Annotated in this window: 15 protein-coding genes and 1 pseudogene; 10 read left to right on the top strand and 6 right to left on the bottom strand. The window is 45.0% G+C overall.

Features of this window, described 5'->3' with window-relative positions; translation table 11 throughout:
• Window positions 1–3 precede the first annotated feature (3 nt).
• Genes pilW through ACTHSA_RS03885 form a run of 4 tightly spaced genes read left to right on the top strand, consistent with a single transcriptional unit; the run spans window position 4 to window position 3,790 of the window.
• Window positions 4–759: a type IV pilus biogenesis/stability protein PilW gene (pilW, locus tag ACTHSA_RS03870; RefSeq protein WP_004519786.1), complete on the top strand. Its 756-nt coding sequence runs from the start codon at window positions 4–6 to the stop codon at window positions 757–759.
• Window positions 760–1,644 (top strand): helix-turn-helix domain-containing protein, encoded by an 885-nt coding sequence (locus ACTHSA_RS03875; RefSeq protein WP_049336589.1) that lies wholly within the window; start codon window positions 760–762, stop codon window positions 1,642–1,644.
• A gap of 1 nt (window position 1,645) precedes the next feature.
• Window positions 1,646–2,911 carry a flavodoxin-dependent (E)-4-hydroxy-3-methylbut-2-enyl-diphosphate synthase gene (gene ispG / locus ACTHSA_RS03880; RefSeq protein WP_070625379.1) on the top strand — a complete coding sequence of 422 codons (1,266 nt, stop codon included), beginning with the start codon at window positions 1,646–1,648 and terminating at the stop codon, window positions 2,909–2,911.
• A gap of 33 nt (window positions 2,912–2,944) precedes the next feature.
• Window positions 2,945–3,790 carry a DUF817 domain-containing protein gene (locus ACTHSA_RS03885; RefSeq protein WP_004519788.1) on the top strand — a complete coding sequence of 282 codons (846 nt, stop codon included), beginning with the start codon at window positions 2,945–2,947 and terminating at the stop codon, window positions 3,788–3,790.
• 58 nt (window positions 3,791–3,848) lie between these two features.
• On the opposite strand, the gene ACTHSA_RS03890 is transcribed toward ACTHSA_RS03885, so the two are convergent.
• The 4 genes from ACTHSA_RS03890 to ACTHSA_RS03905 form a co-directional block, all read right to left on the bottom strand.
• Window positions 3,849–5,390 (bottom strand): L-lactate MFS transporter, encoded by a 1,542-nt coding sequence (locus ACTHSA_RS03890; RefSeq protein ID WP_039862148.1) that lies wholly within the window; start codon window positions 5,388–5,390, stop codon window positions 3,849–3,851.
• Window positions 5,391–5,745: 355 nt separating this feature from the next.
• Window positions 5,746–6,045 carry a hypothetical protein gene (locus ACTHSA_RS03895; RefSeq protein ID WP_004519791.1) on the bottom strand — a complete coding sequence of 100 codons (300 nt, stop codon included), beginning with the start codon at window positions 6,043–6,045 and terminating at the stop codon, window positions 5,746–5,748.
• A gap of 52 nt (window positions 6,046–6,097) precedes the next feature.
• Entirely contained in the window at window positions 6,098–6,400 is a 303-nt protein-coding gene (locus ACTHSA_RS03900; protein WP_004519792.1) for a hypothetical protein, read from the bottom strand.
• 6 nt (window positions 6,401–6,406) lie between these two features.
• A complete protein-coding gene (locus ACTHSA_RS03905) occupies window positions 6,407–6,649 on the bottom strand; it encodes a polymorphic toxin type 50 domain-containing protein (RefSeq protein ID WP_004519793.1) in 243 nt (80 codons plus the stop codon).
• Window positions 6,650–6,694: 45 nt separating this feature from the next.
• Here ACTHSA_RS03905 and ACTHSA_RS03910 point away from each other — a divergent pair.
• A pseudogene (locus tag ACTHSA_RS03910) lies at window positions 6,695–7,272 on the top strand (NAD(P)H-dependent oxidoreductase).
• Between the two features lie 55 nt (window positions 7,273–7,327).
• On the opposite strand, the gene ACTHSA_RS03915 reads toward ACTHSA_RS03910, so the two are convergent.
• Window positions 7,328–7,558: a histidine phosphatase family protein gene (locus ACTHSA_RS03915; RefSeq protein WP_198400583.1), complete on the bottom strand. Its 231-nt coding sequence runs from the start codon at window positions 7,556–7,558 to the stop codon at window positions 7,328–7,330.
• A gap of 70 nt (window positions 7,559–7,628) precedes the next feature.
• Window positions 7,629–8,210 carry a superoxide dismutase gene (locus ACTHSA_RS03920; RefSeq protein WP_003683473.1) on the bottom strand — a complete coding sequence of 194 codons (582 nt, stop codon included), beginning with the start codon at window positions 8,208–8,210 and terminating at the stop codon, window positions 7,629–7,631.
• A 154-nt stretch (window positions 8,211–8,364) separates the two neighbouring features.
• Here ACTHSA_RS03920 and dnaB point away from each other — a divergent pair, with 154 nt between their 5' ends.
• From dnaB to ACTHSA_RS03945, 5 genes are all read left to right on the top strand, one after another.
• Window positions 8,365–9,771, top strand: coding sequence for a replicative DNA helicase (gene dnaB / locus ACTHSA_RS03925; RefSeq protein WP_036490624.1), 1,407 nt, complete (start codon window positions 8,365–8,367; stop codon window positions 9,769–9,771).
• Window positions 9,772–9,927: 156 nt separating this feature from the next.
• Complete coding sequence (locus tag ACTHSA_RS03930; RefSeq protein WP_004519798.1) at window positions 9,928–10,593, top strand: pilus assembly FimT family protein; 666 nt, start codon at window positions 9,928–9,930, stop codon at window positions 10,591–10,593.
• Window positions 10,594–10,608: 15 nt separating this feature from the next.
• Window positions 10,609–11,256 (top strand): type IV pilus modification protein PilV, encoded by a 648-nt coding sequence (pilV, locus tag ACTHSA_RS03935; RefSeq protein WP_198400584.1) that lies wholly within the window; start codon window positions 10,609–10,611, stop codon window positions 11,254–11,256.
• Between the two features lie 2 nt (window positions 11,257–11,258).
• Window positions 11,259–12,194: a PilW family protein gene (locus ACTHSA_RS03940; RefSeq protein WP_004519800.1), complete on the top strand. Its 936-nt coding sequence runs from the start codon at window positions 11,259–11,261 to the stop codon at window positions 12,192–12,194.
• Window positions 12,173–12,718: a pilus assembly PilX family protein gene (locus ACTHSA_RS03945; protein WP_004519801.1), complete on the top strand. Its 546-nt coding sequence runs from the start codon at window positions 12,173–12,175 to the stop codon at window positions 12,716–12,718. The genes ACTHSA_RS03940 and ACTHSA_RS03945 overlap by 22 nt, the downstream gene beginning before the upstream one ends.
• The last annotated feature ends 2 nt before the right edge of the window (window positions 12,719–12,720 follow it).

Genomic DNA, 12,720 nt, shown 5'->3' on the forward strand with positions numbered 1-12,720 from the left:
ATTATGAAAATCAAGTTCGGATTCGCTTTACTTACCGCACTGACTCTTTCTGCCTGCGCTTCCTCTTCCGGCCCAAGCCCTAAAGAACGTGCCATTCAAGTTTCTAATATCAAAACCCAACTGGCTGTGGAATATATGCGCGGCCAAAACTACCGCCAAGCTACTGAAAGTATCGAAGAGGCGCTTAAGTCCAATTCCAAAAATGACCTTGCTTGGTTGGTACGCGCCGAGATTTATCAGTATTTGAAAGTCAAAGACAAAGCTCAAGAAAGCTTTCTTAAAGCATTGTCTTTAAAACCTGATAGTGCGGAAGTCAACAACAACTACGGTTGGTTCTTGTGCAATCAAATGAATGCACCGGCCGAATCTTTGGCTTATTTTGACAAAGCACTGGCCGACCCAACCTACCCAAGCCCCTTTATTGCCAATATGAATAAAGGCATTTGCAGCGCAAGGTTAGGTCAATACTCTTTAGCCCAAGCCTATTTGGAAAGGTCTTTAGCAGCAAATCCGCAATTCTTCCCTGCTTTCAAAGAACTTGCCCGAACCAAAATGATGGCAGGCAATCTGAACGATGCCGACTATTATTTCCGCCAATACCAAAGCAAAGTTGATGTCCTGCAGGCTGACGATTTGCTTTTAGGCTGGCGTTTGGCTACCGCCTTGGGTAATAAACACGCCGCATACGAATACGAAGCCCAACTTAGGGCAAACTTCCCTTATTCAGACGAACTACAAACCGTCACAACAGGCCAATAAATGGAAAATAACGATAAAATCAACTACGACACACAAGCCGCCAAAACATTGGGGGATGAATTACGCAAACACAGAACTGATGCCAAAATCGATATTCAAGATGTTGCTTCACGTTTGAAACTGTCTACCGAACAAATTGATGCTTTGGAAAAAGGGGAATATTCCGGCTTTCCCGGTTTAGTCTTTGTTTCAGGTTATCTGCGTTCATATGCACGATTTCTGAAAATCGACGAACAAATCATCGCCAAACATTTGCGCTCCATTACTCCGCAACTTGAAGACCATGTATACGCGGTAACACGCAGCACCAACTCCGGCTTAAGCTTCACAGATACTGAAAAGCAGGGCTTCCCAAAATGGATATTGGGGATAGCCGCATTGGCTTTGGCTGTAGGCGGCGTTTACTTTTGGCAAAGCAAATCCAGTTTTGAAAACGAACAGGCAAATATTCAAAACAGCAAAGATGTTGCTGATACGATGAAAACGCCTGCCTTAAAAACGGATAATGTTGCCGTTAGCGAAATGACGGAAGACGGCAAAAAAGAAATCACCAATAAGCCTGAAGTGGCCAATGATCAAGCAGCCTCAGCAGCTTCCGCCGCCGTACAAGAAGAGAAACCTGCTGTCAAAGTTGAGAAAGACGAACTTTGGATTAAAGTCCAATACCGAAGCAATCTGATTATTGCAGACAAAGATGGAAAAGTTGTATTCAGCCGTATCGTTCCAGCCGGAAGCGAACAACGTCTGAGAGGCGGCGCACCTTACAATGTTTGGATCGGTATTGCAGCCGGCTCGGAAGCCAATTACGGCGGCACACCTATCGAACCTTTGAAATACCGTGTTGCCGGTGAAAAATCCGCCTCTTTTGTTGCAGGAAAAAACTAAAATGACCACACCTAAACGCCGTCAGACACATCAAGTCAAAATTGACCATCTCATCATCGGCTCCGATGCGCCCGTTGTTGTGCAATCTATGACCAATACCGACACCGCAGATGCAGAAGCAACAGCCCGACAGGTCAAAGAGTTGAGCGATGCCGGCTCAGAAATGGTCCGTATCACGGTTAATACTCCTGAAGCGGCTTCCAAAGTAGCCGAAATCCGCAGCCGCTTAGACGATATGGGCTACACCACGCCCCTGATCGGCGACTTCCATTTCAATGGCGAACGCTTATTGGCCGAATTTCCTGAGTGCGGCAAGGCCCTGTCTAAATACCGCATCAACCCAGGCAATGTCGGTAAAGGCGCAAAAGGCGATGAGAAATTTGCCTTTATGATTCGTACAGCGGCAGAAAACAATAAAGCCGTACGCATCGGTGTGAACTGGGGTTCGCTTGATCAAAGCCTTGCCAAACGTATGATGGATGCCAACCTAGCTTCTGCCACACCGAAGCCGCCTGAAGAAATCATGAAAGAGGCTTTGATTGTTTCGGCGCTGGAATCGGCAGAAAAAGCCGTGGCTTTGGGCTTGCCTGAAGACAAAATCATTTTGTCGTGCAAGGTCAGCGCCGTACAAGACTTGATTCAGGTTTACCACGAATTAGGCAGCCGTTGCCGTTACCCGCTCCATCTCGGCCTGACCGAGGCGGGCATGGGTAGCAAAGGCATTGTGGCTTCCACCGCAGCTTTGTCCGTATTGTTGCAAGAAGGTATCGGCGACACCATTCGAATTTCCCTTACGCCCGAACCTGGCTCCCCACGTACACAAGAAGTCATTGTCGGTCAGGAAATCCTGCAAACCATGGGCTTACGCTCCTTTACGCCAATGGTTACAGCCTGCCCGGGTTGCGGCCGTACCACCAGTACCGTATTCCAAGAATTGGCGCAAGACGTACAAAACTATTTACGTCAAAAAATGACTATTTGGCGCACTGAGTATCCAGGCGTTGAATCATTGAACGTTGCCGTAATGGGTTGCGTAGTCAATGGCCCGGGCGAAAGCAAACTTGCCGATATCGGTATCAGCCTGCCAGGTACAGGCGAAACACCGGTTGCGCCGGTTTATGTAGACGGCGAACGGAAAGTTACCCTCAAAGGCGACAATATCGCTGCCGAGTTTTTACAAATCGTTGAAGATTATGTCAAAACCAACTATTGCGAAGGTGGCGCAAAACGTAAGCAAAACCGCGTTATTCCGATTCAATCTGCCTAAAACATTTTCAAGATAAAGAGGCCGTCTGAAAATATGTTGGGCAAACTGGATACTTGGCTGACTGAACATCCCAAACGCAAGGATTTGCATGGTTGGCGACGCTTTATCGTTGAATTTTGGTTTTTCGGTTTGAAAGAAGCACGAGCCTGCTTATTTGCAGGCTTGTTTTTCATTGCCATGTTCCTCGTTCCGAAAACAGGCTTGTTGGGAATTTCGCGCTACGACCTGCTGCTGATTTTTGCCATCTCCATACAAGCAGCCATGCTGTATTTCAAGCTAGAAACTTGGGATGAAGTGAAATCGATTACGCTGTTTCACTTGGTGGGCTTTGCTTTAGAGTGGTTCAAGACATCAGGCGATATCCAATCATGGAGCTATCCGGATGAGGCTTATACCAAAATCGGCGGCGTACCGCTGTTTGCAGGCTTTATGTATGCCGCAGTCGGCAGCTATATCATTCAAGCATGGCGGCTGTTTGACTTAAAAATCAAAAGCCATCCGCCGTATTGGTTGGGTACTTTGTGCGCACTGGCGATTTATATCAATTTCTTCACCCATCACTATATCGGCGACTATCGCTGGTATCTTGCTGCTTTCGCTCTCGGCCTATATGCCCGGACAACGGTCTTATACACGCCCTATGACACCACTCGCAAAATGCCGCTCCTGCTCGCTTTCGTCCTGATCGGATTTTTTATTTGGCTGGCGGAAAATTTGGGAACCCTATTCGGCGTTTGGCGCTATCCCAACCAAATCGGCGCGTGGGCATCGGTACACATCAGCAAATGGAGTTCATGGGCTTTACTGGTGATGATGACTTTTACCATCGTTGCGAATTTAAAACACATCAAACATACCATCAGCGTATCAAAAGATTAGTTGCTTAATATTTTAAAAGGCCGTCTGAAACTTTCAGACGGCCTCTAATTTTCAACAATCAATTAAACAAACTTAAGGCTTTAACAAACACCATAATGACGCCATAGCCCAAAGGAATGCAGACCAAAGCCCAACGCCACCATACGCCGATACCGCCCGCTGATACTTTCTTGCTGATCAGATAAGCATCGGATACAGCGGTTTCATCATCGGGATTGCCACTATGTGCCGCGACCTTAATGTCTTTCTCGTGATGCTTTTCATGAACAGAACGGACACTCAAATTACACAACAAACCAACAATCAACAAACCTGCCATGATGTACATGGTAATGCTATAAGCTTCAGCAGCCGGAACGCCACTTTCAATTTGGCTTTGGCGGATATAGTTGACCAACACCGGGCCAATAACAGCCGCAGTTGACCATGCCAGCAAAATCCTGCCGTGTATTGCCCCGACTTGATAAGTGCCGAACAAATCCTTCAAATACGCCGGAATGGCTGCAAAACCGCCGCCATACATGGAAATGATGACGCAGAAACCAATGACAAACAAAGCCTTGTTACCGCTCTCGCCAATCGACGGAATGGCAAAATACAACAGCGAGCCGAGCACAAAGAAAATAGTATAAGTATTTTTACGGCCAATTTTGTCGGACACGCTGGACCACAAAAAGCGGCCGCCCATATTAAACAGACTCAACAGACTCACAAAACCTGCCGCCGCACCCGCACCAATTGCCGCTTGTTTTCCTACAGATGCCTCGGAAAAAAGCTCCTGAATCATGACGGAAGCCTGACCTAGAACGCCGATACCCGCTGTCACGTTCAAGCACAACACCCAAAACAAGAGCCAGAATTGCGGCGTTTTCATGGCTTGTGAGACATTGACATGATTACTGCTGACCAATTTGCTTTTGTTTTTCGGCGCAACATAACCTTTAGGTTTCCAGCCATCGGCAGGTACACGGATCGTAAACGCGCCGAACATCATCAACACCAAATAAAACAATCCTAAAACGACAAAAGCCTGCGCTACGCCAACTGAAGTTTCACTGGAGAAAAAATTCATCAGCGACACGGATAAAGGCGAGGCCAGCATCGCGCCACCACCAAAACCCATAATCGCCAAGCCTGTCGCCATACCCGGTTTATCGGGAAACCATTTCATCAAAGTCGATACAGGCCCGATATAGCCCAAGCCCAAACCAACCCCACCAATCACACCGTTACCCAAATAAAGCAAAAACAGATTGTGCGTATGAACGCCAATAGCCGACACAAAAAAGCCCAAACTAAAACAGCAGGCGGCAACAAACATCGCCTTACGCGGCCCAACGCGCTCCATCCATGTACCGAACATGGCCGCAGACGCGCCCAACATCGCCAAGGCAATACTGAAAATCCAACCGACCGTGGTCAGCTTCCAATCTCCTGCAGCCGACTCAGTAATACCGATAAGCTTGGTCAGCGGCGCATTAAACACGGAATAAGCGTATATCTGCCCGATGGCAAGATGCACGGCCAAAGCGGCAGGCGGTACCAGCCAACGATTAAAGCCGGGTTTGGCAATGGTCGCCTCACGGTCTAGAAATTTCATAAAATCCTCTTGTCTATGTGTGTCAAACGCTGATTCCATATCATGCGGAATCAGAAAATTGTTGACAATATTTTAGCATAATCTCCCGTTTATCCTTTTTTCTGCTCCATGATAATTTTGCGCATCAGACAGAAAAAACATTCATCTAAACCATTTCTTCACGCCAATATCGACAAAAAGGCCGAGACCTTTGCAAAAGTCTCAAGTTGACCGTATTGGCGGAAAAAATTCAAACGCGTAGTAAGGGCATTTTCAGGGAGTTGTTGAACAGTATGCATAAAATTCGGCAAATAATCGCAGTTCGGGGAAAGGATATTTGGGTGGCGCACCAAAATTACTACAAAATGACTTGCGTCTATTGGTAGGTGAATGCACTTTTATAAGAAATTTCCCCATCATAATAAATAATCCATGTAGAAATAAAATTTAAAGATTCTGGCTCATGCATAGATGTAATAAGTACTGAATGTTGCTTTTTTTCTATCCCATCAGCTATAGATGTAGCCCAGCTATTTTTATATTCTTCAATACCCCAATAGTCTATTGGAATATGTAATTCTTCTACATATTCACCTAAAGAGATTGAAGCCAAAATATGCATCCCATATCCATTATCAAAAGATGTACCTTTATCTTTAAAGAAAATACCAAACATTATTAATCCTTAATTCTTTTTAAATCCTTGTCATAAATAAATAGTTCCAATCTTATTCATATTTTTCATGGCGCTTATATACACATATATAATTATCAAAAGATAAATATTTAGGGTAATCAATCCTAACTAAATTCTCATCAATAGTATAATCCTCACCAAAATTAGAAATAATATCTGTACCAATTTTATAAATCTCTTCATTCCAATAGGTAGAGATATCTCCATCAATAACGATATAAATACTTATACAATTTTCATTGATTCTTACATAAACACCTCTAACCTCTTTGGTAATTTTACCTATCAAGGCATTTTGGGTAACAATTCTTAATCTTATAATGTCATTATTCATAGACTATTATTCCTTTGGTTTAGCCGGAACTACATGATATCCATTTTTACTATAATGAATAATCCCCATAGTTGTTGGGGTTTGATTTCCTGTAACAGGATCGATATAAATACCGATATTTTTATTGAAGTTCACCCTTTCTTTAGAACCAGGAAGCCCAATTTCAGTTTTTCCCACCTGCTGTCCAGTTCCTACATAACCTTTTAAAGAATCTAAACTTACAGTGATAAAGATGCAGTAAAAAGGCATAATGATAGCCCCATTTTTATAATTATTTATTTTAGGGGCAAAAAGATGAATATTTTATTACTAGACGGTAGAAAAGAGTTTGGTCATTCGCATGGTGAGTTGAACCATACGCTTCACAAAAAAGCGAAAGAAGTTTTGACCGCACTTGGACACAATGTACAAGAAACCGTGATTAATGCGGGCTATGATGTTGAAGCAGAAATCGAAAAATTCTTGTGGATGGATGCCGTGATTTGGCAAATGCCAGGCTGGTGGATGCACGAACCTTGGACAGTGAAAAAATACATAGACGAAGTATTAACTGCCGGACACGGCAAGCTTTACCACAGTGATGGCCGCCATCGTGTCAATCCGATAGAAGGCTACGGCACAGGTGGTTTGTTGCAAGGCAAAAAAACATGCTCTCGCTTACTTGGAATGCGCCGATTGAGGCCTTCACCCGAGAAGGCGATTTTTTCGAAGGCAAAGGCGTGGATGCGTTGTATATGCACTTCCACAAACTCAATGAGTTCATCGGTTTGACCCGTCTGCCGACATTCTTATGTAACGATGTGATTAAAAATCCACAAGTGGAACAATACTTAGCAGACTACCAAGCACACTTAGAAAAAGTATTCGGCTAATGGCAAAAAAGGTGGGTAAAATGCCCACTTTTTTATTATTGATGAATGGGTGTGATCATTGTAAATGAGCCACATCGTTAAGCTGCTCAATATGAAAACCGCTTTCACTATCATATTTCACAATACTGATTGAAGTATGCAACAATGACACGGATTTACCCTCATCACGATGGTTTTCCCAAGTCGCTCCGCCTAGTAAGGACAATAAAAGCCGCAGGGTATGACCATGCGATACCACTAAAATATTAGCGCCCGATTGATGTATCGTAAAGGGCGGCCATTGCACGTACTGCTAATTGTTCAAAGGTTTCAGGCCGTCTGAAAAATTTTCAGACGGCCTTTTCACTCATATCGTTTTATGCGGCGAAGCGTTTGGCAACTTCATCCCAGTTAACAATTTCCCAGAAACCTTTCAGGTAGTTAGGACGGCTGTTGCGGTAGTCGATGTAGTAGGCGTGTTCCCATACGTCGCAAGTCAACAGCGGAGTGTTTTCAGTAGTCAGCGGAGTACCTGCATTGGAAGTAGAAACCAGATCCAATTCACCGGCAGGTGTTTTCACCAACCATGCCCAACCGGAGCCGAAAGTACCGGCCGCGCAAGCATTGAACGCTTCTTGAAATTTCTCGAAGCTGCCCCATTTGGCGTCGATGGCTGCAGCCAATTCGCCGGCAGGTTTGCCTTGGCCTTTAGGGGTAAAGCCCAGCCAGTAGAAAGTGTGGTTCCAAGTTTGGGCAGCGTTGTTGAACATACCGCCGGAAGATTTTTTCACGATTTCTTCCAAAGGCATTTCTTCAAACTCAGTGCCTTTGATTTGATTGTTCAAATTGGTGATGTAAGTTTGATGGTGTTTGCCGTAGTGAAACTCCAAAGTTTCTTTGGTCAGATGGGGAGATAACGCATCCAGTTCATAAGGCAATTGTGGCAGCTTGTGTTCCATTTTTATGCTCCTAATTATTGATATTTATATTTTGGTAGTGTACGTCGTCATATTGACAACATAGCTATTTTACCTGCTTTAGCCTAAACAAACCAATTGAACTTACACTGCGTTATAATAGCGGATTACAATTTTCCAGCCAGAGATGCCCGTCATGAGCAATTATTCCGATATGCCGTCTGAAGACCGTGAAATCAGCGCATTATCACTGCCGCCACATTCCACAGAAGCGGAGCAATCCGTATTGGGCGGCCTGATGCTGGAAAATTCTGCTTGGGACCGTATTGCCGATGTCGTTTCCGGCGAGGATTTCTACCGCCACGAACACCGCCTGATTTTTCGTGCCATTGCCAACCTGATTAACGAAAGCCGCCCTGCCGACGTCATTACCGTTCAAGAAAGTTTGGAACGCAATGAAGAATTGGAAGCAGCAGGCGGATTCAACTATCTGATTACACTGGCGCAAAACACGCCATCCGCTGCCAATATCCGCCGCTACGCCGAAATCGTGCGAGAACGTTCCATCATGCGCCAGCTTGCCGAAGTCGGCACGGAAATTGCGCGTAGCGCATACAATCCACAAGGGCGCGATGCAGGTCAGCTTTTGGACGAGGCGGAAAACAAAGTATTCCAAATTGCCGAAAGTACCGCCAAATCCAAACAAGGCTTCCTTGAGATGCCCGACCTTTTGAAAGAAGTGGTCGAGCGCATCGATATGCTTTATTCGCGCGACAATCCTGATGAAGTAACCGGTATATCGACAGGCTTTATCGACCTCGATAAAAAAACATCAGGCCTCCAACCGGGCGATTTGATCATCGTCGCAGGCCGTCCTTCCATGGGTAAAACCGCCTTTTCGATCAACATCGCAGAACACGTTGCCGTAGAGGGCAAGCTGCCTGTTGCCGTATTCTCGATGGAAATGGGCGGTGCGCAGCTGGTTATGCGTATGCTGGGTTCTGTCGGACGTTTGGATCAAAGCGTTTTAAAAACCGGCAGATTACAAGACGAACACTGGGGCCGTCTGAACGAGGCGGTCGTTAAACTCTCCGATGCACCCATGTATATCGATGAAACGCCGGGTTTGACTGCACTCGAACTGCGCGCCCGCGCCCGTCGTCTTGCCCGCCAGTTCAACGGTAAATTGGGCTTGATCGTCATCGACTACCTGCAATTAATGTCAGGCTCCGGCCGTTCTGACAACCGCGCTTCCGAGCTTGGCGAAATTTCCCGCTCACTCAAAGCATTAGCCAAAGAATTGCAAGTTCCCGTCATTGCACTGTCGCAGTTAAGCCGTACCGTTGAGCAGCGTACCGACAAACGCCCGATGATGTCCGACTTGCGTGAATCCGGCGCAATCGAACAAGATGCCGACTTGATTATGTTTATGTATCGTGATGAATACTACAACTCAGAATCACCCGCAAAAGGCTTGGCGGAATGTATTATCGGTAAACACCGTAACGGTCCCGTCGGGAAAGTATTCCTCACTTGGATGGGTCAATTTACCAAATTTGATAATGCCGCCTATGTTCCAGAATCCATGTTGATGGAAGATTGAGACAGATTGTCTGAAAAACTAACCGAATTTCATATTTCATTAGTCACGCATTACAAAATCGTTTAAAATAAATCTAATAAAAGCAAAAGCATTGCCACAGGCAAATGCAAAAGAGAAAACGTCAGTTACCCAACACATTACTACCAAAAATCACTCATGTATCAGACACAAAAAGGCTTCACCCTAATTGAGTTGCTGATCGTCATTACTATTGCAGCAGTAATGGCCGTCATCGCACTTCCCAATATGAATCAATGGATTGCCTCCAGACGTGCAGCATCGCAAGCAGAGCAAATTGCCAATCTGCTGCGCTTCGCGCGAAATGAGGCCGTCCGTCTCAATCTTCCCGTTTACATCTGCCCGGTCAAAATCAAATCCGATGGCTCGCCCAATAATGGTTGCGATTCCAAATATGCCGGTAATGGTATGTTGGCCTACGCCGATAAAAACGAAGACTTACGCTATCAAAACGATACTGTCGATTTATCCATCCGCTCCATTATCCTTAATGGAGATACTGACAAAGTGGAATACAGCTTTAACTATATCCCTATCGGCAATGACCGTTCTGCCCTCTCTGCTTCAGCTCCAAAAGAAGTCTGGTGGAGATTTCTTCCCAATGGTACATTTGGCCATTCAATCGATGGAAAGAATTATCAATTTTCAGACGGCCACATCAAAATCAGCCTGACGGATAAATCCGCCACCGATGCTGAAACCAAGAAAGCCCGTGCTACCGTACTTTTAATCAATGGCAATGGGCATGTCGAAATCTGTGCTAAAAACGATGAGCGCAAAATGTGCGAATACTCTTCCAAATAATAACAACGGTATCTTATGAACATTACTAATCCTACTCATCTCAGATTATTTAAAGGCCGTCTGAAAACGAGCTCAACAAGCTTTACTCCAAAACTTCAATCAGGCATGACCCTGATTGAAGTTTTGATTGCCATGTTTGTCCTTGCTATCGGCGTACTGGCCCTTCTGGCTGTTCAATTACGTACCGTATCCAACGTGCGTGAGTCTGAAAATCAAACCACAGTCGCCCAAATTACGCAAAATTTGATTGAAGGCATGCTCATTAATCCGACGCTCTTTGAAGAAACCGATACTGCAGGCGAAAAAACTACCCGTTATAAAAAATCCTACGATGCCTACCTCAAATCAGACTCTAAACAAACTGCAAAATTTGAAGCCAAAATGACCAAAGCGCAACTTGCGCAGGCGCAAATTGCCCAGTTTAAGGCCGACTTAGCCAAAGCCCTTCCCGAAGCCCAAGTCTTCTCGACCATCTGTAAAGATTCTTCCGGTGCAGAGCCGACTTACGAAAATGGGTTTAACGCAAAATGCGATGGCAAAGGCGACACGACCATCGTGAAAGTTTTATGGTTGCAAGATGTCGAAGAAGAAAATAGCGCAAAAAATCTCAACACATCGGGGCATCACGTTGTCTATACCTACCAATCACGCGTAAGAGACTAACAATGAACAATAAACGCTTACTCAACCATATTCCCAATAAAACCGCGATGCGCGGTTTTAGCATCCTTGAATTTCTGGTTGCCAGCCTGCTCAGCATGATCGTCCTAATGGCTGTCAGCTCCACCTACTTTACTGCACGCGGATTGAACAAATCTGCTAACGCCCGTATCGGTATCCAACAAGATTTGCGCAACGCCGCCAATATGATCGTCCGCGATGCGCGTATGGCAGGTAATTTCGGCTGCTTCAATATGGCGAATTTTCCTGCCTCTGCAGTGATAGAAGACAAAAGCTCAGATGAATATGCCTTGAAAACAGCCGGTGTTAATAAGCTGTTACCTGTTAAAGAAATCAATAAATTAAGCTATACCGGCTTTGCTCAAACCGGCAAAGCCCTGCTGTTCCAATACGGTATCGACAAAGCAGACTCAACTGAAAAAACTGCCATTGCCAGCAGCTGCTACGGTATTGCCAAACCTCACACAGAAATTAAAGATTTGGCTGCGGCAAAATCGGCTTTAAAAATTACCAACTCTGATCAAGACGGCAGTATCGCCATCATGAAACATGAAATAATTGCCTACGCTGTCGGTAAACTTGGCAAAGAGATCGGCTTATTCCGTTTCCAATTATCTGATGATGGCTCATGGAACAACCCACAGCTACTGATTAAAGATATCGAGTCTATGAAAATCCATTATTTTTATGCCAACTGTTCCGATGCGCCCAATGCATCTACCAGTGCCACAAGTGAAGAAAACTTTGTGCGTGCAGATAAATTGGATATCTCACCTGAGGCTAAATCTCCGGCTTCTATCCAAATCGTACTGAATGGCGGCAGCATTGATTCCTCAACAGAAAAAGACAATAAAGTCGATATCTATAATATTAATGCCACTATCCGCGGAGGAAACGTATGCGCCGACCGATCACTCTAATCAAACCTGACCGGCAGCAGGGCTATGCTTTGTTTATCGTCTTAATGATGATGGTCGTCATCGCCCTGCTCGTGGTCACAGCCACCCAGTCCTACAATACTGAACAGCGTATCAGCACCAATGATGCCGACCGCAAACTGGCAACCACCCTAGCAGAAGCGGCACTGCGTGAAGGTGAAAATCAAATTTTTGATATTGAAGGTAAAAAGACTACTTTTACCGCAAAATGTGAAAAAGGTTTATGTTCCACACCAAACGTAAAATCCAATGGCGATTTTACTGAAGAGGGTAGCCCAACCGTAGATGCTTGGAAGCGCAAATGCGACAAAAACCTGTGTATTGACGCCAATGGTACGGAATATCCTTTAGATAAAAAAAGCGGCATCGCAAACAATCCACGCTACATTATCGAATATTTAGGCAAAACTACTGAGGGTCGAATTACCTACCGTGTTACAGCCAAGGCATGGGGTAAGAATGCCAATACCCAAGTCATTCTTCAGTCTTACGTTGCCAGCGAATAATA

The organism is Neisseria sp. P0008.S002, assembly GCF_051962805.1.
GTDB lineage: Bacteria > Pseudomonadota > Gammaproteobacteria > Burkholderiales > Neisseriaceae > Neisseria > Neisseria perflava.

Coding starts and splice junctions, on each gene's coding strand:
- pilW (WP_004519786.1), top strand. CDS start 4: ATGAAAATCAAGTTCGGATTCGCTTTACTTACCGCACTGACTCTTTCT.
- ACTHSA_RS03875 (WP_049336589.1), top strand. CDS start 760: ATGGAAAATAACGATAAAATCAACTACGACACACAAGCCGCCAAAACA.
- ispG (WP_070625379.1), top strand. CDS start 1,646: ATGACCACACCTAAACGCCGTCAGACACATCAAGTCAAAATTGACCAT.
- ACTHSA_RS03885 (WP_004519788.1), top strand. CDS start 2,945: ATGTTGGGCAAACTGGATACTTGGCTGACTGAACATCCCAAACGCAAG.
- ACTHSA_RS03890 (WP_039862148.1), bottom strand. CDS start 5,390: ATGAAATTTCTAGACCGTGAGGCGACCATTGCCAAACCCGGCTTTAAT.
- ACTHSA_RS03895 (WP_004519791.1), bottom strand. CDS start 6,045: ATGTTTGGTATTTTCTTTAAAGATAAAGGTACATCTTTTGATAATGGA.
- ACTHSA_RS03900 (WP_004519792.1), bottom strand. CDS start 6,400: ATGAATAATGACATTATAAGATTAAGAATTGTTACCCAAAATGCCTTG.
- ACTHSA_RS03905 (WP_004519793.1), bottom strand. CDS start 6,649: ATGCCTTTTTACTGCATCTTTATCACTGTAAGTTTAGATTCTTTAAAA.
- ACTHSA_RS03920 (WP_003683473.1), bottom strand. CDS start 8,210: ATGGAACACAAGCTGCCACAATTGCCTTATGAACTGGATGCGTTATCT.
- dnaB (WP_036490624.1), top strand. CDS start 8,365: ATGAGCAATTATTCCGATATGCCGTCTGAAGACCGTGAAATCAGCGCA.
- ACTHSA_RS03930 (WP_004519798.1), top strand. CDS start 9,928: ATGTATCAGACACAAAAAGGCTTCACCCTAATTGAGTTGCTGATCGTC.
- pilV (WP_198400584.1), top strand. CDS start 10,609: ATGAACATTACTAATCCTACTCATCTCAGATTATTTAAAGGCCGTCTG.
- ACTHSA_RS03940 (WP_004519800.1), top strand. CDS start 11,259: ATGAACAATAAACGCTTACTCAACCATATTCCCAATAAAACCGCGATG.
- ACTHSA_RS03945 (WP_004519801.1), top strand. CDS start 12,173: ATGCGCCGACCGATCACTCTAATCAAACCTGACCGGCAGCAGGGCTAT.